Origin of the sequence: Kribbella lupini, assembly GCF_039529595.1 — a bacterium.
GTDB classification, from domain to species: Bacteria; Actinomycetota; Actinomycetes; order Propionibacteriales; family Kribbellaceae; genus Kribbella; species Kribbella lupini.
Map to the genome: position 1 here is coordinate 1,275,170 of NZ_BAAANC010000001.1, position 25,861 is coordinate 1,301,030.

A 25,861-nucleotide genomic window follows, 5' to 3' on the forward strand; every position below is an offset into this window, starting at 1 on the left:
TCAGGGGTATGAAGACATTGCTGCGGTTGGGTGGGGTGTTGCTGATCGTGCTGTCGGCCTGGGTTGCGGTGCCGGCGCAGGCGGGTGGGCCGACGAGTGTGCTGCTGAGCGCGCCGGCGATCCCGAAAGTCGTTGCCGCCGGCTACCAAGACGCCAGGTACGAGGCGCTGATGAGCTCGGTGGGGATGCAGGCCAAGGACCATCCGGGGTGGAAGGTGGAGGGCAACGGCCGGGTGATCAGGGCGACCTGGCTGATTCACGACATGTCGGTCTGGCGGCTCGACCTGATCTACCCCGACGCCGAGGGCGGGCCGTGGGTGGCGACGTTCGAGAGCTCCACGGGGAAGATGCCGGACAAGCCGGTCTGGCACCCGGCCGCGGACGGGCGGGCGCTGATCACGGTGCTCGACCAGTTCGGGCTGCTGTCCCAGAGGGGCTACGACGGCGCGACGCCCGAGGTCGCCGTCACCGATGACGTGACGACGACCGCTGCCGCGGCGACCACGAGCGACGGGACCAACATGTTCACCGGTTGGCGCTGGGCGCTACCGGGAGCGCTGATCGGCGCCGTACTGGCACTTGTGGCCGTCAAGTTCTGGCCGCGGCGCCGCTGGGAGCTGATCGACCAGGACTAGAGGTCCGCGACCTTCACCAGAACCTTGCCCACGGCACCGGACTCGACCGCGCGGTGCGCGTCGCCGGTCCGGTCCAGGCTGAACTCGATCAGCGGCAGGCCGGCGTCCTCGCCGACCGGCAGCGCGCCGTCGGCGATCGCCGCGTTGATGTCCTCCGCGCCGGCCGCCACCTTGTCCCAGCCGAACGTGTAGCCGAGCACGAACTGGTACCGCACGTTGAGGCCCATGTTCTGCCCGATGTCGAGCGCGAACGGCGTACCGCCGTCGTTGGCGTAGATCGCGATCGTGCCGCGGTTCTTCAGGACGGCGAGATCGAGCGCGTTGTTCCGCCCGGCGGCCACCTCGACGATCAGGTCCACACCCTCGGGAGCGATCGCGCGGATCTGCTCGGCGGCGTCCGAGTCGCGGTAGTTCACGACGTGCTGCGCACCGGCAGCCTTCGCGTACGACGCCTTGGTCTCACCACTGACCGTGGTGATCACGGTCGCGCCGGCCCAGCGCGCGAGCTGCACCGCGGCGTGGCCGACCGCGCCGGCACCGCCGGCGACGAGGACGACATGTCCGTCAAGAGCTCCAGGCGCGAGACGCGACGGCCCGTCCTCCGCGACAGTCAGCGACCGGTGAGCGGTCAGCGCCGGGATGCCGGTCGCCGCGCCCAGCTCGAAGCTCGCGCCGTCGGGCAGGGGGAACACGCGGTTCACGGGAAGGACCGTGTACTCCTGAGCCGTCCCGCTCGCCGGACGCTGGTACGCCGCAAGCGAGACCCAGACCCGGTCGCCGACCGCAAACGGAGCACCGATCGCGCCCGCCGCGCCCGGGCCGACCCCGTCGCTCGCGCCGTCGCTCTCCGCAGCCGAACCGCTCGCGCCGTCGCCCCCCGCCACCGGACCGACCGCGTCGATCACGCCCGCGCCGTCGTGGTTCGGGACCGACAGCGGGAGCTCGCCCGCAGCCGCGCCGTACGCGCCGCTGCGGCCCTTCCAGTCGGTGGGGTTCACGCCGGACACCGCCACCCGGACCCGCACCTCGCCGGGCCCTGGCTCCGGGATGTCGAGCTCCGTGACGCGCAGTACGTCCGCGTCCCCCAACTCGCTGTGTGCAACGGCCTTCATCGGGTACTCCCCATCGGTCTGCGGCTGATGCCAGGCACAACCCGGCACCGGCCACGGATCTTCCCGCCAGGGTCAGCACGAAACCCGAGTACGTGAATGCACATTCTCACCATTCAAGACGACGCGCGGACAGTGGCAGACTCTGGCCTACCGTCTTTCGGCTGGGTTCAAGTCCATCGTTGTCAGGAGTTCTCGTGGGTTCCTCGGTCGCCACGGCCGTCTCACCGACCCGGCAGGCCCTGCGCCGTGTCCGCCGGGACCGCAGTGCCCGGCTCGGCGCCGTCCTGGTCATCGTCCTGATCGTCGTCGCGCTCGCGGCGCCGCTGCTGGCGAAGCTGGAGGGGCAGGACGCCTACACCTACAACATCGGCCTGCTCGACCCCCTGCGCGGCAACGCTCCGCGCGGCGCGGTCGGTGGGCTGAGCGGCGACCACTGGTTCGGTCTCGAGCCGCTGACCGGGCGTGACCTGTTCGCGATCACCGTGCTCGGGCTGCGGACCTCGTTGACGATCGCCGTTGCCGCCACCGTGATCACCACGGTGCTCGGCACCCTGGTCGGCATCAGCGCCGCGTACTTCGGCGGCTGGTACGACGCGGTCGTGTCGCGGCTGCTGGACTTCCTCTTCGGGTTCCCGCAGCTGGTCTTCATGATTGCCCTGGGCATCATCGTGCCGAGCTCGTTCCCGCGCTGGCTGCTGCTGATCCTGGTACTGAGCGTGTTCGGCTGGGCCGGTCTGGCCCGCCTGATCCGCAACCAGGCCCGCTCGCTGGTCACCCGCGAGTTCGTCGAGGCGGCCCGTTCGGCCGGATCCAGCGGCTGGCACGTGGTCACCCGCGAACTGCTCCCGAACCTGCTCGGCCCGGTGCTGGTGGTCGCGACGATGGCCGTGCCGGGTGTCATCGGCACGGAGGCCGCGCTGTCGTTCCTCGGCGTCGGCGTCACGCCGCCGACGCCGAGCCTGGGCCGGTCGATCTCGGACTCGATCGCGTGGGTCTACACCGGCGCCGACCCATGGTTCCTGGTCTTCCCGGGCGCGATGCTCTTCCTCGCCGTCCTGGGCTTCACGCTGCTCGGCGACGGCGTACGGGACGCGTTCGACGTCCGGCTGCGGAGGGCGAACTGAGATGCCCGACCTGCTGTGGTTCGTGATCCGCCGCCTGCTGGCGACCGTGCTGGTCATGCTCGCGCTGAGCCTGGCCGTCTACCTGATCTTCTACGCGCTGCCCGCCGACCCGGCGAGACTGGGCTGCGGCAAGCCCTGTACGCCGGACCGCCTCGAGCAGGCGCGGCACTTCATGCAGCTGGACCAGAGCGTCGTCCAGCAGTACCTGAACTTCCTCAAGGGCATCGTCGCCGGACGCAGCTTCGGCGAGGGCGCCGCGACGGTGCAGTGCAACGCGCCCTGCTTCGGCTACTCGTTCCCGCTGGCCCGCCCGGTCACGACGCTGATTCTCGGCCGGCTCCCGGTCACGGCGTCGATCGCGCTCGGGGCGGCGGTGCTCTGGCTGGCCATCGGCGTCTCGCTCGGGGTCGGCGCGGCCCTCAAGCGCGGCAAGCTGCTCGATCGGGCGGCCGTCGGCTTCGCTCTGGTGGGAGTCGCGTCGCCGTCGTTCCTGGTCGGGCTGCTGGCGATCCTGGTCTTCGGTTTCTGGCTGAACATGGTGCCGGTCAACGGGTACGTGCCGTTCACCGAGAGCCCGGTCGACTGGGCCTGGCACCTGATCACGCCCTGGCTGGTGCTCGCGGCGCTGAACGCGGCGTCGTACATCCGGTTGACCAGGGCGCAGATGCTCGAGGAGCTGAACCTCGACCACATCACCACGGCTCGGGCCAAGGGCGCGGGCGAGGGGCGGGTCGTCGTACTGCACGGTCTGCGCGGGGTGCTGGTGCCGATCGTGACGATCTTCGGGCTCGATCTCGGCAGCCTGCTCGGCGGCGCGATCCTGACCGAGAAGGTGTTCAGCATGCAGGGGCTCGGCGAGCTGCTGATCAGCGGCGTCGGGCAGCTGGACGTCGCGGTGGTGGTCGGCGTGACGCTGTTCTCGGCGTTCCTGGTGATCCTCGCCAATCTCGTGGTGGACGTGCTGCACGGAGTTCTCGACCCGAGGGTGGGCCATGCCTGATCAGCCGGTGCTGGAGGTCCACGACCTCCACGTGACGTTCAAGACCGAGGGTGGGTTGGTGCCGGCCGTGGCCGGGATCGACTTCGCCGTCGCGCCCGGGCAGACGCTGGCGATCGTCGGCGAGTCCGGCTCCGGCAAGAGCGTCAGCTCGGCCGCGGTGATGGGCCTGCTGCCGTCGAACGCGGACGTGCAGGGCGAGGTGCTGCTCGGCGGCCGTGAGCTGATCGGGCTGCCGAAGGACGAGCTGCGCAAGGTCCGCGGCAACGAGATCGCGCTGGTCTTCCAGGACGCGCTGTCCGCGCTCAACCCGTACTACAGCGTCGGCTGGCAGATCGCCGAGGCGTACCGGCTGCACCACGACACCTCGAAGAAGGAGGCGTGGAAGCGGGCGGTCCGGATGCTCGACCTGGTCGGCATCCCGTCGGCCGCGCAGCGGGCCCGCGCGTACCCGCACGAGTTCTCCGGGGGAATGCGGCAGCGGGTCGTGATCGCTATGGCTTTGGTGAACGACCCGAAGGTGCTGATCGCGGACGAGCCGACGACCGCGCTCGACGTCACCGTCCAGGCGCAGATCCTGCGGCTGCTGGAGGACGTGCAGCGTGAGTTCGACACGGCACTGGTGCTGATCTCGCACGATCTCGGCGTCGTCGCGGAGGTCGCCGACGACATCCTCGTGATGTACGCCGGGCGCGCGGCCGAGCGCGGCACCGTCCGAGATCTGTTCTTCCGGGCCGCGCATCCGTACAGCCTCGGGCTGCTCGGGGCGATGCCGCGGGTCGACGTACCGCCGAGGCACCGGTTGGCGACGATTCCGGGGAGTCCGCCGTCGCCGGGGTCGATCACGACGGGCTGCCCGTTCCAGCCGCGGTGCGCCTACACGCATCTGGTGGGGGAGCGGTGCGTGACCGAGCGGCCCGAGCTGACGCCGCGGCCGGGCGAGGGCGATCACGAGGCGGCCTGCCATCTGGGGCGCCGGCCGGAGGTGGCGCCGTGAGCGAGTCCAACGTGGAGGCGACGCCCGCCGGAGGCGAGGAGCGCGGTCGCGCGGCCTCGGTGCCTGGCGAGGAGCTGCTCCGGCTGACCGGTGTGAAGAAGTACTTCGGCGTACGGGGTGTGCCGTTCCGCAAGGCCGGCGCCGTCCGGGCTGTGGACGGGATCGACTTCGTCGTCCGCAAGGGCGAGACCGTCGGCCTGGTCGGTGAGTCCGGATCGGGTAAGTCGACGCTGGCGCGGCTCGCGATGCGCCTGCTCGACCCGACCGAGGGCCGGGTCTTCATCGGCGGTCAGGACGTCACCAAGCTGCGGGGCCGCCGGCTTCGGCCGGTACGGCGCAAGATCCAGATGGTGTTCCAGGACCCGCAGGCCTCGCTGAACCCGCGGCAGTCGGTCGGCACGATCCTCACCACGCCGTTCCGCGCACAGGGGATCAAGCCAACGCGGGCGCAGCTGATCGAGCTGCTGCACCAGGTCGGCCTGTCCGAGGAGCACCTCGAGCGGTACCCGCACGAGTTCTCCGGCGGCCAGCGCCAGCGGATCGGCATCGCCCGCGCCCTCGCGGTGAAGCCCGACCTGCTGGTCTGCGACGAGCCGGTCTCCGCGCTCGACGTGTCGGTCCAGGCCCAGGTGCTGAACCTGCTGGCCGACCTGCGCGACGAGCTCGGCCTGTCGTACGTGCTGGTCGCGCACGACCTGGCCGTCGTACGGCAGGTGGCCGACCGGCTGGCCGTGATGTACCTCGGCACGATCGTCGAGGAGGGCCCGGCGGAGGACGTGTACGCGAACCCGGCCCATCCGTACACGCGCGCGCTGCTGTCCGCCGTACCGGTTCCCGAACCAGGAGTCGTGCGGGAGCGGATCGTGCTGACCGGCGACGTCCCCACGCCGATCGACCCGCCCTCCGGGTGTCCGTTCCGGACCCGGTGCTACAAGGCCCAGGACGTCTGCGCGACGGTCCGGCCCACCCTCGAGGAGGTGAGCGGCGAGCACCGCGCCGCCTGCTACTTCCCCGAATCCTCTGAACCCCCCACGTCTGAGAGGACACCATGAAGAGCATCACCCGGGCGGTCGCTGTCGCTGGGGCGCTGGCCCTCGCGCTGGCCGCCTGCAACGCCAACGACAAGTCCACGCCCGGCGCGGGCGGCGACAGCGCCGCCGCCGAGAAGGGCGGCACGCTGCACTTCCTGAGCACCAGCAAGGAGATCAGCTACGACCCGGCCAAGAGCCAGAACCTCGGCATCAGCGGCATCCACCTGGTGCTGCGCGGCCTGACCTCGTGGAAGACCACCGAGGGCAAGGGCGCCGAGATCGTGCCCGACCTGGCCACCGACACCGGGCAGGTCGCCGACGGCGGCAAGACCTGGACGTACAAGCTCAAGCCGGGCCTGAAGTACGCCGACGGCTCGCCGATCGTTGCCGCTGACATCAAGTACGGCGTCGAGCGGTCGTTCGCTCCGGAGCTGTCCGGCGGTCTCGGCTACCACAAGGCGCTGCTGGCCGGCGCCGAGAAGTACACCGGCCCGTACAAGGGCCAGGAGCTCGCGTCGATCGAGACGCCGGACGACACCACGATCGTGTTCAAGCTGAACAAGCCGTACGGCGACTGGCCGTGGATCGTCAGCATGCCGGCCTTCTCGCCGGTGCCGAAGAAGGCCGACACCGACCCCGCGCACTACGGCGAGGATCCCGTTGCCAGCGGCCCCTACCAGATCAAGTCGTACGCGCCGGGCTCCAAGCTGGAGCTGGAGCGCAACCCGAACTGGGACCAGGCGAGCGACCCGGCGCGGACCGCGCTGCCGGACTCGATCGTCACGGACATGGGCCTGCAGGCCGACGTGATCAACCAGCGGCTGATCGCCGACTCCGGCGACGACAAGTTCTCGGCCACGACGGGTACGTCGGTACCGGCGGCGCTGATCCCGACTGTGACCGGCAACCCCGCGGTCAAGGCCCGGGTGGCGACGTCGCCGTCGGGCGCGCTGCAGTACCTGGCGATGAACAACAAGCGCCCGGCGCTGGCGAACCCCGAGGTCCGCAAGGCGATCCAGTACGCCGTCGACAAGCAGGCCGTCCAGGTCGCCGAGGGCGGTCCGGAGTTCGGTGGCGAGATCGCGACCACGCTGATCACGCCGGGCATCGAGGGCTACAGCAAGTTCGACCTGTACCCGGCGCCGCCGCAGGGCGACCCGGACAAGGCCAAGTCGATGCTGGCCGCGGCCGGGGTCTCCAGCTTGAACCTCGTGCTCGCGGCCGACAACGAGCAGCTCGGCGTCGCGCAGGCGATCCAGCAGGGTCTGAAGCGGGCCGGGATCACCGTCACGATCAAGCCGTACGAGTCCGAGGCGCTGACCGAGGTGCAGACCGGCGCGAAGGGCGACTACGACCTGACCGTCGGGAGCTGGCTGCCGGACTTCCCGAGCGCGATCGGCAACATCCAGCCGCTGTTCGCCTCGTCGGAGATCGGCAACGGCGGGTACAACCTGTCGCGCTACTCCAACCCGGCGGTCGACACCGCGATCGCGGCCGCGACCGGTGAGCCGGACCGCGCCAAGGCCGCGACCCAGTGGGCCGCGCTGGACAAGCAGATCCTCGGCGACTCGCCGATGGTCCCGCTGCTGTACGCGCGCAACGCGTTCCTGCACGGGTCGAAGGTGCAGAACTTCTACCTGAGCGCCTACCCGCCGTACCCGAACACGCTGATCATCGGGCTGAGCAAGTAGGTCTTACGTGCGGCCCTCTTTCTCCTGGGCCTCGAAGAGGGTCGGCTGGGTCTCGGCATCGAGTCCCCAGTCGGCCCTCAGCACGGTGTAGCCGGCCTTCTCGGCGGCGGCGCAGACCTTGACGTCGTCGTCGACCAGGATCGCGACCGGGCGCTCGGCCTTGAGCTTGTCGAGCCGGTAGAGCTTCATCGTCGCGGACGGGCGGCGGTCGTTGTTGCGGCGCATGAAGACCTGGCCCTCGGGGAAGCCGTTGTCCTTCAGCCATTTCACGGTGTCCCGCCGCAGCCGCTCGGGCCGGCCGGTCAGGTAGACGATCTCGTGCCCCTCGGCCAGCTGCGTGGCGACCGCGAGACCTTCGTCGAGAACGGCGTCGTCCTTCGCGCCGGCGAAGAACGAGTCCCAGTCCTTCGGGCGCTTCTCCAGGAAGTGGACCCGTTTGCTGGTGTCGGACAGCGTCGCGTCGATGTCCAGTACGGCGTACGGCGGCTTGTCGTCAGGCACGCGTCCCAGCTAACCAGGTCTCCCGGTCCAGGGCGTACTCGACCTCGCCGTGCTCCGTCCCCGGCAGCGGGTCCTCGAAGGCCACGTGGAACACCCGCACGAACCGCAGCCCCGACTTCACCATCACCCGCCGGGACCTGGTGTTCACCGCCATCGTGTCGGCCACCACCCGCTCGGCCCCGAGCTCGGTGAACGCCTTCGCGATCAGCGCCCGCGTCCCCTCGGTCGCGTACCCGCGCCCCCAGGTCTGCCGCCGCAGCCGGTACCCGACGTCCAGCACCCCCGCCGTCCCCGTCGGCTGCAGCCCGAACCACCCGACGAACTCACCCGTCGCCTTCTCGTGCGCCGCGAACGTCCCCAGCCCCGGGTGCCGCGCGTAGACGTCCAGCATCCCCGGCAGCACCTTGTTCTCGATCTCGTCCCGCGCCGTCACCTGCCCACTCAGGAACCGCATCACTTCGAGATCCGAGTCCAGCTCGACCAGCAGCTCGACGTCCCCGGTCGTGAACCGCCGCAGCACCAGCCGCTCGGTCTCCAGGTACGTCTCCATGCGGGTGATCCTCGCCGTCGCCCGGACCTCCGGGCAACCGGATTTCACGCGCCGGACTTCACCGGCAGGAATATTACCGTCAAATACTTGATTGAGAATTGCGCCGCGGCGTCGTTGTGCAATTGACATTCTGCGACCACTGTCACGTTCTGTAGATCTGCGCTACGGTGCTGGCGGGTGGGAGTAATTGAAAATGTTCCAGGGGGGAACTGATCTCATGAGTGATTTTGTGCTGGATGCTGCCCGGACGCTGGCTGAACTGGCCGGAACCGGCGCGGCGCTCGCGGTCCAGGAAGCCTCGAAAGAGGCCGGCCAGTCCGCGGCGAAGAAGATTCTCGGCAAGATCGCCGGGCTGTTGAAGAAGCCCGAGCCGGATGTGGCCGACTATGAGCACGCGCTGCGTGCGGCGCTGGCCGATGGCACGGTGCAGGAGGACGAGCTCAGATCCCTCGTCCTGCAGGCGGGCTCAGTCCGTTCCGAGTCCGGTATCGCGCAGGGCAACTCGACCGTGAACAACACGAGCGACGTTGCCTTCATCAACTCCGTGCACAACGGCCCGACCACGATTCACAGCTGAGGTGGGCGAAGCATGTCGGGCGATCCGGGTGAATCGGAGCCGCGCGAAGAGGAGCAGGGCAACGAGAAGGACGAGGCATCGCCTGGTTCGGCCAAAGAGGCCGCCAGGAAGTACTCGTACGACTCGGTCGTCCCTGAGAATCTCGTGCACACCGATGTCAAAGCCAGAAATGCGTTTGTCAACGGTACGTTCAACGGCCCTGTCACCATTAACGACGCGGCCGGTGATCCCTTGTTCTGGGTCGAGCGCAGTGCGCTCGCCGCGCAATTGAGCAAGGGGTACGTGAGCACCACCGTCTTCGACCGGTTGCAAGGTTCGATGGTGACCTCGACCGCGGTGATCGCTGTCTGTGGTCCGGCAGGTGCTGGGAAAACCGCGGCCTGCCTGGTCGCGCTGCACCGGCGAGGCCACGACCCGGTAATCGAGGTGCCCGCAGACCTCGAGTGGAAGAACCTTCTACGGACCATCAAGGAGGTCAAGGAGGTCGCTGGGAAAGCGGCGTTCCTGCTGCAGGGAGCCGATGTGGAGTTCGTCGAATCCCTGGATGACTTCCACTTGGCCCGCCTGACCGACGTACTGAACACCTCGGCTCCTTCCCAAATGCTGATCACGAGCAACGGATCACCCGAATCGAACCGTGGCAACGCACTGGTCATCCGGGTCGACGTGCCGTCAGCAGCCGACCTGATCGACTCCTACTTCACCGCGCGCCCGGTTGGCGAGGATGTGGCTGCCCGGGTCAAGAGGATGATCGGGCCGCTCGAGACACTGGATTTTGGCACGCTCGAGGCGTTGGTCAAGCGAACTCTGGAGAGTCCGGAGGCTGCGGACGCCGAGCTGGTCGCCGGGCTGTCCGACCGAGCAGTCCTGGATGCGCTGGATGCCTGGTTCGTCAAAGGCCGGTCGGCTCGGGAGGTCGCGACGTTGGTCTGCGTTGCAACGTGCGAGGGCGGTCCGCGGATTGAGATCGACCAGCAGATCCTCCGAGTAGAGAACGGTTTGCTCGGCGTCAAGAATGAAGCCAAGGCGGGGCAGGAACAGCAGCCGCTGTTCGGTGTTGCGCCGACGGCCGCCACCAAAGGCGTCGTCGTGATCGGGAGCGAGCGGTTCGGCACCGAGTTCGGCAGACAACGCGAGGACGTTTACTGGCTTGCGGAACCACTGGTTCGCCAGGTGGTGATCACTGACCTCTGGGGTCGCCTGGGGGCCGACTTCCGTGACGCCTATGTCCGGTGGCTGCGCACCGTGGCATCGGCGCCGAACGCGCCGGTCCGGCTGGGCGCACCACTTGCCGCCGGAGTTCTGCTGGGTGCGGATCCTCGGTACGTCGTGGAAGCACTGCTGCGGGTCTGGGCGCTCAGCGGCGAGCGGCATTTGATCGAGGCGGCCGCGACCGCGTTGGGAGTGCCGACAGTTCTCAATGACCGGACTACAGTCGGTCGACAGCTGGCGAGCACCTGGATCGGGGACGACAACGACAATCTCCGACGCTGCGCGGTCCTCGCGTACGCCGGTCCGCTCGGCGCCTGGGACCTCGGATGCGGTGCCCCGGGACGTCTGTGGCGGACGGTCATCCACGATGACGACGAGGAGCTGCGGGAGATGGCTGCTCACGGCCTCGCCGCGCTCTGCGCGGCCGGCACGTCGGCCGCGCAGATTCGCTTCACCGTCCTCAACCTCTTGGCGACCCAGGCTGGGACGAGGCGGTCGACATCTCGCCAGGCGCTCGAAATCTTCGGGCTGGTGGTGGGCTACCTGACGGCGGACCGGTCGCCTGACCGTGACTCGTTCGACGCGCTGCTCGACCCAGCGGAATCACCGGCGCTAGATGCGTTCTGTTCACTGCTCGCCAGGTGCTGGTCGATGCCGCTGGCCAAGGATGTCGGCGACTACGTCACCAGCTTCCTGGTGGCGGGCGCGGAAGATCAGGCCTTCCGCTTCGAGGCCCTGCTCGATCTGGTGCGGATGGCGAAGGCGGTCAGTCGGCGTACCGGCACCGCACCCTCGTTGGGTCTCGGTCTGCGCCGCGGTCTGGTCCTGGAACTGAGGGCAAATCCTGACAGCACGGTGGCCACGCGGCTGCTGCGCCAATTCTTTCCTGATCACGAGGTGAAGTCATGAGTCAGACAGTGCAGTCCCTGATCGTGTCGACCGGACAACTCGACAACGATCGCAGCTGGTTCGGTCTCCGGAAGTCGGCGCCGAACCTTCCCGACGTCGCCTACGGTCAGAAACTCGTTCTGCTGAACAGCAAAGGTGAGGCGGTGCCGGCCGAGGTGGTGACCGGCGGTGAGCGGACGTTCGGCCAGTTCCGGTCATGGGTGTTGGTCGACGTACGAACCCAGGAACTCGTGTTCGAGTACGACAATCTCTGGAGTACGTCGTACGCCAGCTATCTGATCACCGTTCACCTTCAGGCGAGTGTGGCGGATGCCAAGCAGTTGGTTGCGTCGGGGACCTCGTCTCTCGATACCTTCTGCCGGCCGAAGGTGGCCGCAGCGGTCAAGCAGGCGTTGCGTGACACGGTCTTTCCGGACGGAAAGATCGCCGATCCGGTCAACCAGATGCGGGCCCTGGCGGAGAACTCCCTGCATGCCAAAATGGTGGCGAAGCTGTTGCCCGACCTGCCGGACTGGCTCGACCTGTCGGTAACCGACATCTCCGTGCGCAATGACGCTGACGCCGAGAAGCACGTCAAGGGTCTGAGGGGACATCTCAACTCCAAGGACGTCATCATCGCCAGCGGGCTCAACGACCTCACCCGGACCAAGCTCGACCTGAGGAAGAGGGAGCTGGTCAGAAACGCTCTCAGTGCCCATATGTCCGACAGTTCCGTGGCGCTGCTGGAGGCCATCTGGGACAACCCCACCACCAAGAACATCGCGGCCGCGTCGGACCGGATGCGCGAGAAGGAACTCGGCGAGCAGGCGAACTTCCGTGCCCTGCTTGCCGTGATTCAGAACACCGACACGGTCCTGGATGCCGATGGGATGCTGCGCGCAGTCCGGCAGTTGCTCGAGACCGAACGCAACGAAGTCCCCGTCATCGAGGTGACCTCGGAACGGGAGAATGGCGAGCGGTTGCAGGACTCGCCTGGGCAGCCGGTCTCGGCAGATCCGCACGCCTCGCCCGGTTCCGCCGAAACGGTCGACGCACAGCCTGTCGAGCACACCATCGACAACGCCGAGCGGTTGAAGGACCCGCCGTCCTCGGAGACCGTCGCAGCCGGCGATCCAGTAGAGGAAAGGCGTGCCAAGCGCGACCTCGACGACGCCAACTTCACCAACGGCTAGGTGGTCAGAGATGAATGCCTTGATCTGGTCGCCGTTGAATCCGTTGCTGGGCGCTTTGTCGTTCCTGCCGGTGTGGGTGCGACCGTGGACGCTGGCTGTCATTGCCTTGGCGCTGGTGTGGTTTCTGTTCTTTCGGTCTGGCTGGCGCTTCTTGGCCGTTATGGTTGGCCGGGCTGCGTTCGGCGTGGTGCTCCTCGTGCTGACAGTGCCATTGGCGATTGAGTACGTGAGCACACGTCGCAGACGGTTGAAGACCGAGAAGCCGTCGCATCTGGCGACCGGTGTTAGTGAGGTCGCCGAGCGGTTCTGCTTCAGCCTCTCGGGAGTGGACAAGCGGCTTGCCGGCGTGAAGTACTCGGCGCGGAAGTGGCCGAAGAAGTCCTTCGCTGTGCTGTGTGCGGCAGGCGTCGGGTCGTGGGTTCTGTTCTCGGCTGCGCCGGCGCTGGCGGTTCCGTCGGCGGTCGGCGGGCAGGCGTACGGGCTCTGGCGTCAGGTCGAGGCGTGGGCGCATGTCAATCCTGAACGGATGACCGATCTGACTCCCGATCCGGTGCCGGTGCTGCAGGTCCGCGGCAACGGCGTATATCTGACGACGAGCAAGGATCACGCCGGTGATCAGGCGGTGGTCTGGCTGGCTGATGGAGGCAAGCCGCTCGGGAAGGTGAAGCTGGACAAGAACGGGAGCGCGAAGCTCGCGGTGATCAGTGCCCTGAACAAGGGATCGTTCGCGCGCGGCCGCGTGTTCCGGCTTGAGGTCGGGCGGAGCCTGGTGTTCGTGCGCCTGGTCTAGAAGTCGACGCGGAGGCGGTCGGCGTTGCGTTGGTCGGGGGTGCGGTGGGTGGTCCACCAGTTGCGGGAGCCCTGAGGGAAGTAGAGGAGGTAGACGGCGACGAGGCCGGCGGCGGCGAGGGGGATGCCTAAGAGGGCGGAGTCGCCGATCTGGGTGAGGCCGTACGGGATGGTGACTCCGGCCGCCAGGGCTCCGGTTCGGTGGGCGAAGGTCCTCCCTCGGGAGAGGCCGAAGACGGAGTAGAAGGCGACCAAGGCTGTGACGGCGTACAGATAGCCGTAGCCACCGTGGGCCTTGAGAGCGAGGACGGTTTTGACGGTGTAGGTGAGCGCGATGCCGGTCAGGAGGAGCATGCCGAGATTGATCGAAGTGGGGCGCTTCATGGGAACAAGACTAGACCGGAACAGATAGGTGCTACGTCAGGGAGATTCCGAATGGGTGTTCGGATGCCGGGCGGTCGGGGGTTGTGGGTGTGTTGGGTTGGGCGGTAGTCGGTGGGTCGGGTTAGCGTTCTCGCGCGATGGACGAATCGATCACGTTTCTGCACAGTTCGGACTGGCAGCTGGGGATGATGCGCCGGTTCCTGGGGCCGGACGGTCAGGCCCGGTGGGGTCAGGCGCGGCTGGACGCTGTCGCGCGGATCGGTGAGGTCGCGGAGCGGACCGGCGCGCGGTTCGTGGTGGTGACCGGGGACGTGTTCGAGCACAACCAGGTCGAGCGGCAGACGATCCTGCGCGCGTGCGAGGCGCTGAAGCGGATTCCGGTGCCGGTGGTGCTGCTTCCGGGCAACCACGACGCCCTCGAGCCGGGGTCGTTGTGGACGTCGGCGCAGTGGGCCGCGCACAAGCCGGACCACGTGACCGTCGTCGTCGACGAGTCGCCGCTGGAGATCGTGCCGGGGGTCGAGATCGTCGGCGCGCCCTGGCGTTCGCGCCGCCCGGTGTCGGACCCGGCGGCGCCCGGGTACGCCGGGCTGAAGCCGTCCACGAAACGGCGGATCCTGCTCGCGCACGGGCAGCTGACCAGCCTGAGCGGCGGCATGTCCGACGTACCGACCATCGACCAGGCGGCGCTCGAGGCCGCGGTCGCGGACGGGCGGCTGCAGTACGTCGGGCTCGGCGACCGGCACTCGACGACCCAGGTCACCGAGCGGATCTGGTTCTCCGGGACGCAGGAGGTCACCGCGCCGGAGGAGACGCACCCGGGCAACGTGCTGGCCGTGACGCTGGCCGGGGACGCGATCACCGTCGAGCCGCAGCGGGTCGGTGCGTGGCACATGGTCGAGCACCACGCGGAGCTGGACGGTGAGGAGTCGCTGAAGGCGCTGGCGGACTGGTTCGCCGAGCTGCCGGACAAGGAGCGGACGTACGTCCGGCTGGCCGCGGACGGGTCGCTGCCGTTGCCGCTGATGAGCCAACTGGAGGCGATGCTCGACGCGCTCGGTGAGGTGTTCGCCAGCGTCGAGAAGTGGCCCAAGTTCTGGACGGTCCGGCCTGCGCCGGAGGCTGCCGACCTGGACGCGCTTCAGCTCAGTGGCCCGGCCCGGGCGGCGATGGAGGAGTTGCGGCAGGCACTCGCCGGTGGCGACGAGTCCGCCGGTGCGGCGCTGACGCTGATGCACCGTTTGGCCAGGGACGCGGGATGAGACTGCACAGCCTGACGCTGCGGAACTTCCGCGGCGTCGCGGAGCGCACCGTCCAACTGCCCGCGATCGGCACCACCGTGGTGGTCGGCGACAACGAGGTCGGCAAGTCCAGCCTGGTCGAGGCGTTCGCGCTGGTCTTCGACTTCCCGGACGACTCGAAGTCCAAGCGGATCGCCGACGTGCAGCCGGTCGGCCACGACGTCGCGCCCGAGGTGACCGTCGAGCTGACGCTGGGCGGCCGGGAGCTGACCTACACCAAGCGCTGGCTGAAGAACCGGTCCACCGAGCTGTCGGTGATCGAACCGGACGGCCGGCGTAAGACGTTCACCGGTCGCGAGGCGCACAACGAGGCCGAGCGGCTCTTCAACGAGAACGTCGACCCGGTGCTTTGGCAGACCCTGATGGTCAGCCAGGGCCAGTCGCTGATCCTGCCGACCCCTGCCGACGCCGAGCCGCTGATCACCGCGGTCACGGCCGAGTCCGGTACGCCGGTCGACGGTGCGTCGATGCCGCTGGTGTCCGCGGTCGAGCACGAGTACCTGCGGTACTGGACGCCGCGTGGCCGTCCGACCGGCGACTTCGCCAAGTCGGCCCAGGCGGTGAGCGCGGCCGAGCTGCGGTCGGCGCAGGCCGCCAAGGCGATGGAGGAGGTCGTCGCCGACATCCGCCGGGCCGAGCGGCTGGCGCTCGACCTCGAGGACCTCACCACCCGCTTGGCCGAGCACCTCAAGACCGTGGAGGAGCTGCGGGTCCGCAAGAAGGAGACCGACGAGATCCTGCTGCGGCGGGACTCGGTGCGCGCCCGGGCCGAGACGGCGCGGGCCCGGCTGGAGAACCACACACGGACCAGGCTGGAGCGCGAGCGGCTGCTCGACGAGGTCGCGAGGTTCACGACGGCCGCCGGCGAGCTGGCCGAGCTGAAGGCGGAGGCCGAGAAGGCCGCCAAGGCCTCCACCGACACGCTGCACGCCGCCGAGGCCGCGCTGGCTGAGGTGGTCGAGCTCAAGGACGACCGGCGCGGCGACGTCCAGCACGCCGAGCAGCGGGTGTCCGAGCTGATGGACCGCGCCGAGCTGGACCGACTGACCGGCCAGCAGGCCGAGCTCGCCGACGTACGGGCCCGGATCGCCGCGGCGTCGCGGGTGCTCGACGGGATCAAGGTGACCGACTCGCTGGTCGCCGAGCTGGAGGATGCACGGGCCAAGGTCGTCGAGGCGCGAGCGGCGCTGGCGGCCGGCGTACCGGAGGTGCTGGTACGGCGGCTCGGCTCCGAGAAGATCTCGCTCGAAGGGACCGGTCTGGACGCCGGCGGCGCGAAGGTGCCGCCGCAGTTGGACGAGGGCGCCGAGCTGTCGATGCTGGTGTCCGGCGAGCTGCACGTCGGCGTACCGGGTCAGCTCGAGCTGACCGTGCGCGCCGGCGGTGACGCGGCCTCGCTGCGGTCGCTGGTCGACGAGGCCGTACGGCGTGAGAAGGACCTGCTGAAGCGGGCCAAGGTCCGCGACCTGCAGGCCGCGCGGGAGCTGCTGCGCAAGAGCGACACGGCGTCGGCGGAGCTGCAGGAGGCCCGGCGGACCGAGCGGTCGCTGACGGCCGGCGGTGACCCGGGGGAGCGGATCGCCTTGCTGGCGGCGCGGTTGGGTGTCTTCGGCGACGAGCCGGCCGAGGAAGAGGAAGAGGCGCCGAAGGGCAAGCAGCAGCCGGCGGTGGAGAACGTGCCGGGTCAGATGTCGTTGTTCGAGGAGTTCGCCGAGGACACCTTCGACTTCGAGGACCTGGTGATGCCGGAGCCGCTGGCGCCGGACGACCTGACCGGTGCGCAGCGGGCGCTGGAGGACACGCGGGCCGAGCTGGCGACGGCAGAGCGGCTGCTGGGCGACGCGGAGTTCGCGGCGGCGCAGGCGCGCAAGGCGGCCGACGAGGACCGGTCCGAAGCGCAGCAGGCGCGGGCGCGGGCCGAGCTGGCGGCCGAGCGCGTTGCCGCGGCGACCGCCGAGCTGGAGGCAGCGCGGGCGGTGCTGGCTGACGAGGACGTCGACGCGTCGGAGGAGAAGGCCACCGCTGAGGTCGAGGCTGTGCTGGAGGAGCTGACCGCCGTACAGGAGCAGGTGGACGCGGCTGGTGCCGACCACGTCGAGGGCGAGCTGGCTGACGCGCTGGCCGTGGCTGCGCGGCTGCAGGGCGAGCGGGACACGCTGCGCGACTCACTCCGTACGACGGAGGGCCGGCTGGAGCAGTCCGGCCGCGACGGCCTCGCGACCCGGCAGGACACGGCGGAGCTGGAGCTGGCCGCCGTACGGGCCGAGCACGAGAACCTGCAGCGTCGGGCCGAAGCCGCACGGCGGGTGCACGAGACGCTCGGCCGGCACCGGGCTGCCGCGCAGACGAAGTACTCGGAGCCCTTGCAGAGCAGGATCGAGGCGCTCGGCCGCAGTGTCTACGGGCCGACGTTCCGGGTCTGGCTCGACGACGACCTGGCCGTCGCCGAACGCGAGCTCGAAGGCAACCGGCTGCGCGTCGAGTCGCTGTCCACCGGGGCGCAGGAGCAGCTGGCGATCATCACCCGGCTGGCGATCAGCCACCTGGTCAGCACGACCGAGAACAGCGTGCCCGTCATCTTCGACGACGCCCTCGGCTGGTCCGACAAGGCCCGCCTGCGCGACATGGGCACCCTGCTCGGCCGCGCCGGGGACCACGGCCAGGTCATCATCCTGACCTGCATGCCCGACCGCTACGAGTACGTGCCCAAGGCAACGTTCATCAAACTGCAGTGATCACAGGTCGTCCGGAGAGCCCAGCTGGGCCTTGCGGTCGGCAGCAGCGCGCTGCTCCTGATGGCTGCTGTACGCCATGGTGTGGTACGCCTCGTCGTACGCGGCCATCGCCGCGCTGAGGCCCGCACCAGCCGTGCCGCGCCTGCGCGACCACCGCGCCAGGCCGGTGAATGCGGCGAGGGTGATGGTCAGCGCGAGCGCGGCGATCAGGTACGGCACGGGATCCAGGCTAGGCCATCTGGACCATCGCGATGATGGGCTCGGTGGGGGTGACGGCGCCGGGGGAGTTCTCGACGGTGATGCCCAGAGCGGTCTTGTCCCGTACGCCGCCGCTGATGAGTCGCGTGGCTTCGGGGGTGGCGAGGCCGGCCGAGTGCGGCGTGAGCGACTTGTCCATCAGCCAGAGCTGGTACGTCTTGCCGTCCGGCAGCTTCGGCAGGCCGCGCAGGAGGACGATGGCTCGGTCCTGGCTGGCCGACATGATCACCGCCGCACTGCCGCCGCCGGTCACAGCGGCCCGGGCGGTCCGGGCGTCCGGCTGGGCGAGCAGGCCGGCCAGGTCCTGGTTCTGCTGCTCGACGCGCTGGCTGTCGCGGTACTGGTCGATGGCGATGCCGCCGGTGGCTGCGACCGCCAGAGCAGCAGCGGCCAACGCGAGCATGGACCGGCGGGTTCGGCGCCGTGCTTGATGAGCCGGCGCGGTGGTCGGGCCGCCGGCGGTCGCCGACGGGGCCTGCTGGGCGGGCTGTCCGTTGTCGGTTCGGCGGATGATCGGCGGCAGCTGCCGGGTCGCGGCGATCTCCGAGAGCACGCGGGCCTTCAGTGCGGCCGGCGGTGGCGTCGCGACCGCCGTACCGAGCTTGTTGGCCGCTTCGCGCAGCTCCGCGACCTCCGACCGGCACGACGAGCAGTCGGCCAGGTGCGCCTCGAACCCGATCCGCTCGTCCTCGGGCAGTGCGTTCAGTACGTAGGGACCGGTCAGCATGTGCACGTCCGGTGTCGTCATGGCCCTCACCTCCCCGTCACGCCCAGGCAGTCGCGCAGCCGGATCAGGCCGTCGCGCATCCGCGCTTTGATCGTCGCCAGTTTCGCGTCCAGCAGTTCGGCCACCTCGCGGTAGGAGTAGCCGCCGTAGTAGGCCAGTGTCACCGACTCGCGTTGCAGCTCGGTCAGGGCCGACAGGCAGTGGCGGACCTGCTCGACCTCCAGGTTCGTGGTGACCGCTTCGGCCACCTCGTCGTACGCCGTGGTGGAGCTGGCCGCCGCGACCGCCTGCTCCCGGTCGGTGGCCGACTGCTCCGAGCGGACCCGGTCGATCGCGCGCCGGTGCGCCATCGTCAGGATCCAGGAGGTCGGGGAGCCGCGGTCGGCGTCGTACCGGGTGGCGGTCCGCCAGACCTCCACCATCACCTCCTGGGTGACCTCCTCGGACTGGGCCGGGTTGCGCAGCACCCGGCGGACCAGTCCGAACACCCGCGGAGCCATCTGGTCGTACAGGTGCGCGAACGCGTCGGTGTCACCGCGCGCCACCCTGGCCATCAGCTCGGCAGGCGTCGTACCGCCGGTGCCGGTCACCACCGGCCACGGGAGGGCTGTCGACTCCTCGCTCACGGGCATCCTCTTCGCTCGTCGCACACTCGGTCGGAAGAGCTTCGGAGCAGGAGCCTCGGCGGATGGGTCTGTCTGCTACCTGATTATGCGCTCGGGTGCGCTGTAGATCACGCAGCGCTCGCCGCGGGTGAAGCCGGCCAGGGTGATGCCGAACTTGCGGGCCAGGTCGACGGCCAGGCTGGACGGGGCTCCGACGGCGACGATCATGCCGATGCCGGCGGCGACCGACTTCTGGACCAGCTCGTACCCGGCGCGACCGCTGAGGGCGAGCACCAGGCCCTTGCGGCTGTGCTGGTTGAGCACGGTCCACCCGATCACCTTGTCGACCGCGTTGTGCCGGCCGACGTCCTCCTTGACGACCACCTTGCGACCGTCCGTCGTGAACAGGCCGGCCGCGTGCAGCCCGCCGGTCCGGCCGAACGTGGGCTGGGCGTCGCGCAGCAGGTCCGGCAGCCGCAGGACGAGGTCGAGCGGGGCCTCCACCGGGTCGACCGGCTCGTACTCGCGCTCGGCCAGCTCGTCGAGGCTCTGCTGGCCGCAGACGCCGCAGGCGGCCGAGGTCACGCCGTACCGCTGCGGGGGCTCGCGGTCGGGCGGGCCGTCGAAGGTGACGGTGACCGTGTTGAACTGCTGCTCGCGGGTCAGCACGACGTCGGTGCAGTAGGCGACCGTACGGATGGCGTCCGGCCGTACGGCGAAGCCCTCGGCGAGGCAGAAGCCGGCGGCCAGCTCGAAGTCGGACCCGGGCGTGCGCATCGTGACGACCAGCGGCTCGGGCGGTCGGCCCGGCCACTCCAGCCGCAGCTCGAGCGGCTCCTCGGTGACCACGACGTCCTCGCGCCGCGACGTCCTCCCGCCGTCCTGAACCTCGACTTTGTAGCGCGTCACCGGGCCTTTGGTCATGTATACAATCCTATGCTGTCGGTGGTGACCCGACGATCGGAGGCTGCTGTGCGGATGTCGCGCCGGATGCTGCTCACGAGTTCGCTGGTCGGCACCCTGACCGTCTCGGCGGCCGGTGTCGGTCGCGCGACCGCCTTTCGAGGAGCCATGAGCACACCGCGCACTGTCAAGGACCGCGTCGAGGCGCTGGTCGAGCTGTACCGCGACGACGTCGCGCCGATCGTGGCGCTCGGCGACCCGGTCCTGCGACACCAGGCCGAGCCGTACGACGGGCAGCTGGACGGCGAGCTGCTGCACGAGTTCGTCGACCTGCTCCGGCGGACGATGAAGGCGGCGCCGGGCGTCGGGCTGGCCGCGCCGCAGGTCGGGATCTCGTTGCGGATGGCCGTGATGGAGGACCCGGCGACCGTGCCGGAGGAGATCGCGGAGGCGCGGGAGCGGTACCCGCTGGAGTTCTTCGCGGCGCTCAACCCGTCGTACGAGGTGGTCGGGCGGGCTCGGCGCGGGTTCTACGAGGGGTGCTTGAGCATGCCCGGCTACACCGGCGTGGTGAACCGGGCGCTGAAGGTCGACGCCGTCTACACCGATCTGACCGGCGAACGGCGGAAGCTGGCGCTGTCCGGCTGGCAGGCGCGGATCCTCCAGCACGAGACCGATCACCTGAGTGGGACGGTGTACGTCGACAAGCTGGAGCCGCGGTCGCTGGCGACGTCGGCGAACTACACGAACCGGTGGGCCGATCCTGTTCCCACCAAGGCCGCACGGGAGCTGGGCTTCCACCTCGACTAGCTGGACCAACCTCTGCGCAGGGCCAGCCAGTCGAGGAAGGTCCAGGCGTAGAGGCGCTGGTGACGGCGGAGCTCGGGCGTGCAGCCGGGTGGTGGCGGGGCGTCGAGGTTGTCGAGCATGTACGCCGCCACGACGGCCGCGCCGCAGTCCAGGTGGTCGGCGGGGACGTCGGCGGTGAGTGGTGAGCTGCTGATCGCTGCCTGCGTGTCGATGCCTTCGTACTGGGCGATCGGGAGCAGGCAGAACCAGTCGAACCACTTCGGGCCGAGGGACAGCCAGTTCCAGTCGACGGTCCAGCAGGTGCCGGCCTCGTCGATGAGGAGGTTGTCGGGGCGCAGGTCGCTGTGCATCGCGGTGTCGCCGGCGAGGGCTTCGGGGTAGAGCGCGATGAGGTCGGACAGCTCTTGGAGTACGTCGGGCAGCCAGGGCTGGAAGCCGGGCGGGAGTGGGCGGTCGCCGGTGTGGAGCTGGTCGGGAAGGTCGACCGGCCAGCCGCCCGAGGCGAGGTCGTCGACGAGGGCGTCGAGGTCGGCCAGGGGTGTGGGGGTGAGGGCGTCGGCCATCAGTTCGCAGGCCGTGGTGACGGCGGCGAAGTCGTCGGCGGTCCAGGGGGAGCCGGGCATGCGGCCGTCGATGCGCTCGGAGGCAACAGCAAACCATTTGGTTTTGTCAGTCTCAGTGGTTGCTGTCGCGACGATCTGGGGGACACGGATGGCGTCCGGCAGCTGCGGGACGATCTCGGCTTCGCGTCGGTAGGCGCCGTACGCGTGCAGGGTGTCCGGTGCGGCCTTGACGAAGAGCTCACGGCCGTCGGCGAGGGTGACGGGTGCTGCGAAGCCGCCGGTGAAGCCGGAGCCGACGGGGTGGCCGGCCTCGGTGATCTCGGTGCCTAGGGCAACGGCCAGGGCATGCTGGAGAGCCGCCGGCAGGGTGTCCCAGCCGGGGCGGTGCGAGGTGGCGGTGTAGTCGACGACTGGTGGACCGGACATGCGCAGACCCTAGCTGCCGGGTGCCCCAGCGAGCCTGTCGATTCCGGCGGGCTGTGGACGGTTAGCGTGCGCTGCATGGACGGGTCTGTGGTGCTGCAGGTGCTGGATCTGGTGGGGATCTTCGTGTTCGGGATCACCGGGGCGCTGGTCGGGGTCCGGAAGACGCTGGACGTGTTCGGGGTCCTGGTGCTGGCGATGGTGACCGGGCTGGGCGGTGGGTTCCTGCGGGACGTGCTGATCGGCGCGACGCCGCCGGCCGCGTTGCAGGACTGGCGGTACCTCGTCGTACCGGTGCTGGCCGGGCTGCTGACGTTCTTCCTGCACCCGCGGATCGGGCGGGTCGAGCGGCTGGTGAACATCTTCGACGCGGCCGGGCTGGCGCTGTTCTGCGTGACCGGCGCGGTGAAGGCGACCAGCTTCGGGCTCTCGCCGTTGCCGGCCGCGCTGCTCGGGACCATCTCGGGCATCGGTGGGGGAGTGGTCCGCGACGTCCTGTCCGGCCGCGTGCCGGTGGTGCTGCGCTCGGAGATCTACGCGACCCCGGCCCTCCTCGGCGCCGGCATCGTGGTCGTCGCGTCGGCGCTCGACTACGAGGAGCTGTGGGTGCCGATCACCGCCGCGGTGATCTGCTTCGTGATTCGCCTGCTCGCCATCCGCCGCGGCTGGAACGCTCCGCTGCCGCGCTAGTTGTGGGCGAACACGGTCTTCGGCCGGGCGAACGTGATCGACACCCCGGCGACGCCCGCGCACAGCACACCGATCGACACCGGCACCCAGTACGCCGACGAGGCGCCCCACAGGTCGACCGCGTGACCGGCGGCCGCGTTGCCGGGGGCAACGCCGAGCAGGATGCCCGTGACCGTCCAGGTGATCGCTTCGGTCAGCCGCTGCGGCGGCACCCACTCCTCGACGCAAGCGGTGACCGCCACCATCGTCGGGGCGATCGTCAGGCCCGCGCAGAACAGCACTCCGCCCAGTACGACGGTGTTGCCGACCCAGGGCAGTGGCGCCAGCGAGATGGCCAGCAGGATCGTCCCGATCAGCAGCCGGCGCTCCACCGGAGCCCGCCAGTGCACCGAGCCGTACCAGAGCCCGGCCAGCAGCGACCCGAACGCCCACACCGCCAGTACGACGCCGGACATGCCCGGCTGGCCCTGTTCGGCCGTGAAGGCCACCGTGACGACCTCAGCGCTCCCAAGCGTGGCCCCGAGCCCCAGGCCGATCAGCGACAGCAGCAGCAGCGACAGCCACGGCAGCGGCGCCTGCTCGGCTCCGTTGGCCTTGCCGCGGCCAGGCGGGTCGGAGCGTCGCAGGAGCGCCAGCCAGATCCCACCGGCCAGTCCCAGCACGCCGGCGGCCATCAGCGCGACGTACGGGCTGACCTGGGTCGCCAGTGCGGTGACCAGCACCGGGCCGATGATGAAGACCACCTCGTCGCCGACCGCCTCCAGCGCGAACGCGGTCTGCAGGGCCCGGCCGCGACCGAGCAGGTGGGTCCAGCGGGCCCGGACGAACGAGCCGACTTGCGGGCGGGTGCCGCCGGCAAGGAACGACAGCAGGTAGAGCAGGGCGGTCGGAGCGTCGGCCCGGACCGCCAGCAGCAGTCCGGCCAGGCCGATCGTGCAGAGCACGCTCCCGGCGAGCAGCAGGCTGCGCTGGCCGAAGCGGTCGACCAGCCGGCCCTGGATCGGCCCGGTGATCGCACCGGCGACCACCGCGACGCCGGAGACCGCGCCGGCCAGTCCGTACGAGCCGCTCTCCTGCGCGATCAGGATGACGATGCCCAGCCCGATCATCGAGATCGGCATACGCCCGAGGATCCCGGCGGCGCAGAAGGCGGCGGCACCGGGACGGCGCATGAGGTGGACGTAGGGCATCAGCATGGGGGACCGTGCACACCGTATAGGGGCGGCCTGACAAACTCGTGACATGCCCCACCCCGTGTCGCCTGATCCTTCCCCGTACGACGCCGTCCTGCTGCTGTCCTTCGGCGGTCCCGAGAAACCCGAGGACGTGCTCCCGTTCCTCCAGAACGTCACCCGCGGCCGGGGCATCCCGGACGAGCGGCTCAAGGAGGTCGGCGAGCACTACTACGGCTTCGGCGGCCGGAGCCCGATCAACGACCAGAACCGAGCGCTGCTGGCCGCGCTGCGGGAGTCGTTCGACGAGATCGGGCTCGACCTGCCGATCTACTGGGGCAACCGCAACTGGGCGCCCTACCTGACCGACACGCTGCGCGAGATGGCCGCGGACGGGATCCGCCGCGCGGTGGTGATCGTGACCAGCGCCTACCCGTCGTACTCGGGCTGCCGGCAGTACCGGGAGAACCTGGCCGACGCGACCGCCGAGGTCGAGAACGCGCCGGTGATCGACAAACTGCGGCACTACGCAAACCACCCGGGCTTCGTCGGGTCCTTCGTCGAGTCGACCGCGGCCGCGCTGAGCGAGCTGCCGGAGGGTGCCGCAATCGCCTACGTGACGCACTCGATCCCGACCGCGATGAACGCGACCAGCGGCCCGGACGGCAACGGGTACGTGACCTGGCACCTGGACGTCGCCGCCGAGATCACCGCCGAGCTGGAGCGCCGGACCGGCGTCACCCGCCGGACCGACCTGGTCTACTGCTCGCGCTCCGGCCCGCCGCAGGTCCCGTGGCTCGAGCCGGACGTCAACGACCACCTGGAGGAGCTGGCCGCGACCGGTGTGCCCGGAGTGGCCGTCGTACCGATCGGGTTCGTCAGTGACCACATGGAGGTCATCTACGACCTCGACACCGAGGCCGCGGCGACCGCCGACAAGCTGCGCCTGCCGATGGCCCGGGCGGCGACGCCCGGCACCGACCCGCGGTTCGTGACGATGCTGCGCGACCTGGTGGTCGAGCGGGCCGAGGCCGAGCGCGGTGAGCACCCGGAGCGGCCCTGCGTGGGCAAGCTGGGCCCCGGCTGGGACAACTGCCGCCCGGACTGCTGCCCGCCCCTGCGCCGGCCCACGACCCCCACCCAGACCGCCGTACCGACGACAGCAGGACCGAAGGAAACCGCATGAGCACCCCGCAGGAACTGCTGAAGCTGGCCGTCACGGTCGCCACCGAGGCGGCCGAGCTGATCGTCGAGCGGCGCCGCGGCACGATCACCGTCGCCGACACCAAGAGCACCGCGACCGACATCGTCACCGCCGTCGACCGCGAGTCCGAGGAACTGATCCGCGCCCGCGTGCTCGAGGCCCGGCCGGACGACTCGTTCCTCGGCGAGGAGGGCGACGACATCGACGGGACCAGCGGCGTGCGCTGGGTCGTCGACCCGATCGACGGCACGGTCAACTACCTGTACGACCTTCCGACGTACGCCGTCTCGATCGCGGTCGAGCAGGACGGCGTCACGGTCGCCGGTGTCGTCGTGGACGCGCCCAAGGGCGAGGTGTTCACCGCGACGCTCGGCGGCGGCGCGTTCCTGGACGGCAAGCCGATCCGGGTGTCGGACTGTACGTCGCTCGACCGCGCCCTGGTCGGCACCGGCTTCGGCTACGACCCGGACCGGCGGGTGGTGCAGGCCGAGGTGGTCCAGCAGCTGATCGCCAAGGTCCGCGACATCCGGCGGATCGGGGTCGGCGCGATCGACCTGTGCTACGTCGGCTGCGGCCGGCTCGACGCGGTCTACGAGCGCGGGCTCAACCCGTGGGACTACGGCGCCGGCGCGCTGGTCGCGTCGGAGGCGGGCGCCCGGGTCGGCGGCCTGAACGGCGCCCCGGTGTCTCCGGAGATGTCGATCGCCGCCACGCCCGCGGTGTTCGATGCGTTACACGACGCGCTCGCGGCGGCGAACCCGCTGCGCGCATGAGGTCTGCTCATTTGTG

26 protein-coding genes are annotated in these 25,861 nt (G+C 69.8%); 16 read left to right on the top strand and 10 right to left on the bottom strand.

Annotated elements, in window-relative coordinates:
* Positions 1–8: 8 nt before the first annotated feature.
* Positions 9–635 (top strand): hypothetical protein, encoded by a 627-nt coding sequence (locus ABD235_RS05775; RefSeq protein ID WP_344170513.1) that lies wholly within the window; start codon positions 9–11, stop codon positions 633–635.
* On the opposite strand, the gene ABD235_RS05780 is transcribed toward ABD235_RS05775, so the two are convergent.
* Positions 632–1,747, bottom strand: a complete 1,116-nt coding sequence (locus tag ABD235_RS05780; protein ID WP_344170516.1) for an NADPH:quinone reductase — start codon at positions 1,745–1,747, stop codon at positions 632–634. The genes ABD235_RS05775 and ABD235_RS05780 overlap by 4 nt on opposite strands.
* Before the next feature lie 194 nt (positions 1,748–1,941).
* On the opposite strand from ABD235_RS05780, the gene ABD235_RS05785 reads away from it, so the two are divergent.
* From ABD235_RS05785 to ABD235_RS05805, 5 genes are read left to right on the top strand one after another with little or no spacing between them, the layout of a single operon-like run.
* A complete protein-coding gene (locus ABD235_RS05785) occupies positions 1,942–2,871 on the top strand; it encodes an ABC transporter permease (protein WP_344170519.1) in 930 nt (309 codons plus the stop codon).
* A 1-nt stretch (position 2,872) separates the two neighbouring features.
* Positions 2,873–3,871 (top strand): ABC transporter permease, encoded by a 999-nt coding sequence (locus ABD235_RS05790; protein ID WP_344170521.1) that lies wholly within the window; start codon positions 2,873–2,875, stop codon positions 3,869–3,871.
* Positions 3,864–4,865 carry an ABC transporter ATP-binding protein gene (locus tag ABD235_RS05795; protein ID WP_344170523.1) on the top strand — a complete coding sequence of 334 codons (1,002 nt, stop codon included), beginning with the start codon at positions 3,864–3,866 and terminating at the stop codon, positions 4,863–4,865. The genes ABD235_RS05790 and ABD235_RS05795 overlap by 8 nt, the downstream gene beginning before the upstream one ends.
* A complete protein-coding gene (locus ABD235_RS05800; RefSeq protein WP_344170525.1) occupies positions 4,862–5,917 on the top strand; it encodes an ABC transporter ATP-binding protein in 1,056 nt (351 codons plus the stop codon). The genes ABD235_RS05795 and ABD235_RS05800 overlap by 4 nt, the downstream gene beginning before the upstream one ends.
* Positions 5,914–7,587: an ABC transporter substrate-binding protein gene (locus ABD235_RS05805; protein ID WP_344170528.1), complete on the top strand. Its 1,674-nt coding sequence runs from the start codon at positions 5,914–5,916 to the stop codon at positions 7,585–7,587. Before ABD235_RS05800 ends, ABD235_RS05805 begins: the two co-directional genes overlap by 4 nt.
* Positions 7,588–7,590: 3 nt before the next feature.
* Here the strand turns inward: ABD235_RS05805 and ABD235_RS05810 are convergent, their stop codons facing one another.
* Together ABD235_RS05810 and ABD235_RS05815 are read right to left on the bottom strand one after the other, a co-directional pair.
* The gene (locus ABD235_RS05810; RefSeq protein ID WP_344170531.1) at positions 7,591–8,088 is read right to left on the bottom strand and encodes a phosphatase domain-containing protein; all 498 of its coding nucleotides are present in this window, start codon (positions 8,086–8,088) and stop codon (positions 7,591–7,593) included.
* The gene (locus tag ABD235_RS05815; RefSeq protein WP_344170534.1) at positions 8,081–8,638 is read right to left on the bottom strand and encodes a GNAT family N-acetyltransferase; all 558 of its coding nucleotides are present in this window, start codon (positions 8,636–8,638) and stop codon (positions 8,081–8,083) included. Before ABD235_RS05815 ends, ABD235_RS05810 begins: the two co-directional genes overlap by 8 nt.
* Before the next feature lie 187 nt (positions 8,639–8,825).
* Between ABD235_RS05815 and ABD235_RS05820 the strand changes: the two genes are divergently transcribed.
* The 4 genes from ABD235_RS05820 to ABD235_RS05835 are packed head-to-tail and all read left to right on the top strand — an operon-like array spanning position 8,826 to position 13,298.
* A complete protein-coding gene (locus ABD235_RS05820; protein ID WP_344170537.1) occupies positions 8,826–9,215 on the top strand; it encodes a hypothetical protein in 390 nt (129 codons plus the stop codon).
* A gap of 12 nt (positions 9,216–9,227) precedes the next feature.
* Entirely contained in the window at positions 9,228–11,336 is a 2,109-nt protein-coding gene (locus tag ABD235_RS05825; protein WP_344170540.1) for a hypothetical protein, read from the top strand.
* On the top strand, positions 11,333–12,508 hold the full coding sequence (locus ABD235_RS05830) for a hypothetical protein (protein WP_344170542.1): 1,176 nt from the start codon (positions 11,333–11,335) through the stop codon (positions 12,506–12,508). Before ABD235_RS05825 ends, ABD235_RS05830 begins: the two co-directional genes overlap by 4 nt.
* 10 nt (positions 12,509–12,518) lie before the next feature.
* Positions 12,519–13,298, top strand: a complete 780-nt coding sequence (locus ABD235_RS05835; protein ID WP_344170544.1) for a hypothetical protein — start codon at positions 12,519–12,521, stop codon at positions 13,296–13,298.
* Here ABD235_RS05835 and ABD235_RS05840 read toward each other — a convergent pair.
* Complete coding sequence (locus tag ABD235_RS05840; protein ID WP_344170546.1) at positions 13,295–13,681, bottom strand: hypothetical protein; 387 nt, start codon at positions 13,679–13,681, stop codon at positions 13,295–13,297. The two genes, ABD235_RS05835 and ABD235_RS05840, sit on opposite strands and share 4 nt — an antisense overlap.
* 137 nt (positions 13,682–13,818) lie before the next feature.
* Here ABD235_RS05840 and ABD235_RS05845 point away from each other — a divergent pair, with 137 nt between their 5' ends.
* A complete protein-coding gene (locus ABD235_RS05845) occupies positions 13,819–14,943 on the top strand; it encodes a metallophosphoesterase family protein (RefSeq protein ID WP_344170549.1) in 1,125 nt (374 codons plus the stop codon).
* Positions 14,940–17,717 (top strand): AAA family ATPase, encoded by a 2,778-nt coding sequence (locus tag ABD235_RS05850; RefSeq protein WP_344170552.1) that lies wholly within the window; start codon positions 14,940–14,942, stop codon positions 17,715–17,717. Before ABD235_RS05845 ends, ABD235_RS05850 begins: the two co-directional genes overlap by 4 nt.
* Here ABD235_RS05850 and ABD235_RS05855 read toward each other — a convergent pair whose 3' ends face one another.
* The 4 genes from ABD235_RS05855 to fdhD form a co-directional block, all read right to left on the bottom strand.
* Positions 17,718–17,936, bottom strand: coding sequence for a hypothetical protein (locus ABD235_RS05855; protein ID WP_344170555.1), 219 nt, complete (start codon positions 17,934–17,936; stop codon positions 17,718–17,720).
* Positions 17,937–17,946: 10 nt separating this feature from the next.
* Positions 17,947–18,723: an anti-sigma factor gene (locus tag ABD235_RS05860; protein WP_344170558.1), complete on the bottom strand. Its 777-nt coding sequence runs from the start codon at positions 18,721–18,723 to the stop codon at positions 17,947–17,949.
* A gap of 5 nt (positions 18,724–18,728) precedes the next feature.
* Positions 18,729–19,328, bottom strand: coding sequence for a sigma-70 family RNA polymerase sigma factor (locus ABD235_RS05865; protein ID WP_344170560.1), 600 nt, complete (start codon positions 19,326–19,328; stop codon positions 18,729–18,731).
* A 75-nt stretch (positions 19,329–19,403) separates the two neighbouring features.
* A complete protein-coding gene (gene fdhD, locus ABD235_RS05870) occupies positions 19,404–20,231 on the bottom strand; it encodes a formate dehydrogenase accessory sulfurtransferase FdhD (RefSeq protein WP_344170563.1) in 828 nt (275 codons plus the stop codon).
* A 24-nt stretch (positions 20,232–20,255) separates the two neighbouring features.
* Here fdhD and ABD235_RS05875 point away from each other — a divergent pair, with 24 nt between their 5' ends.
* Positions 20,256–21,020, top strand: a complete 765-nt coding sequence (locus ABD235_RS05875) for a peptide deformylase (RefSeq protein ID WP_344170566.1) — start codon at positions 20,256–20,258, stop codon at positions 21,018–21,020.
* Here the strand turns inward: ABD235_RS05875 and ABD235_RS05880 are convergent.
* A complete protein-coding gene (locus ABD235_RS05880; protein WP_344170569.1) occupies positions 21,017–22,009 on the bottom strand; it encodes a phosphotransferase family protein in 993 nt (330 codons plus the stop codon). The genes ABD235_RS05875 and ABD235_RS05880 overlap by 4 nt on opposite strands.
* Before the next feature lie 75 nt (positions 22,010–22,084).
* Here ABD235_RS05880 and ABD235_RS05885 point away from each other — a divergent pair, with 75 nt between their 5' ends.
* Positions 22,085–22,696, top strand: a complete 612-nt coding sequence (locus tag ABD235_RS05885) for a trimeric intracellular cation channel family protein (RefSeq protein ID WP_344170572.1) — start codon at positions 22,085–22,087, stop codon at positions 22,694–22,696.
* Here ABD235_RS05885 and ABD235_RS05890 read toward each other — a convergent pair.
* A complete protein-coding gene (locus ABD235_RS05890) occupies positions 22,693–23,892 on the bottom strand; it encodes an MFS transporter (protein WP_344170575.1) in 1,200 nt (399 codons plus the stop codon). The two genes, ABD235_RS05885 and ABD235_RS05890, sit on opposite strands and share 4 nt — an antisense overlap.
* Positions 23,893–23,938: 46 nt before the next feature.
* Between ABD235_RS05890 and ABD235_RS05895 the strand changes: the two genes are divergently transcribed.
* The gene (locus ABD235_RS05895) at positions 23,939–25,054 is read left to right on the top strand and encodes a ferrochelatase (RefSeq protein ID WP_344170578.1); all 1,116 of its coding nucleotides are present in this window, start codon (positions 23,939–23,941) and stop codon (positions 25,052–25,054) included.
* Positions 25,051–25,845 (top strand): inositol monophosphatase family protein, encoded by a 795-nt coding sequence (locus ABD235_RS05900; protein WP_344170581.1) that lies wholly within the window; start codon positions 25,051–25,053, stop codon positions 25,843–25,845. The genes ABD235_RS05895 and ABD235_RS05900 overlap by 4 nt, the downstream gene beginning before the upstream one ends.
* The last annotated feature ends 16 nt before the right edge of the window (positions 25,846–25,861 follow it).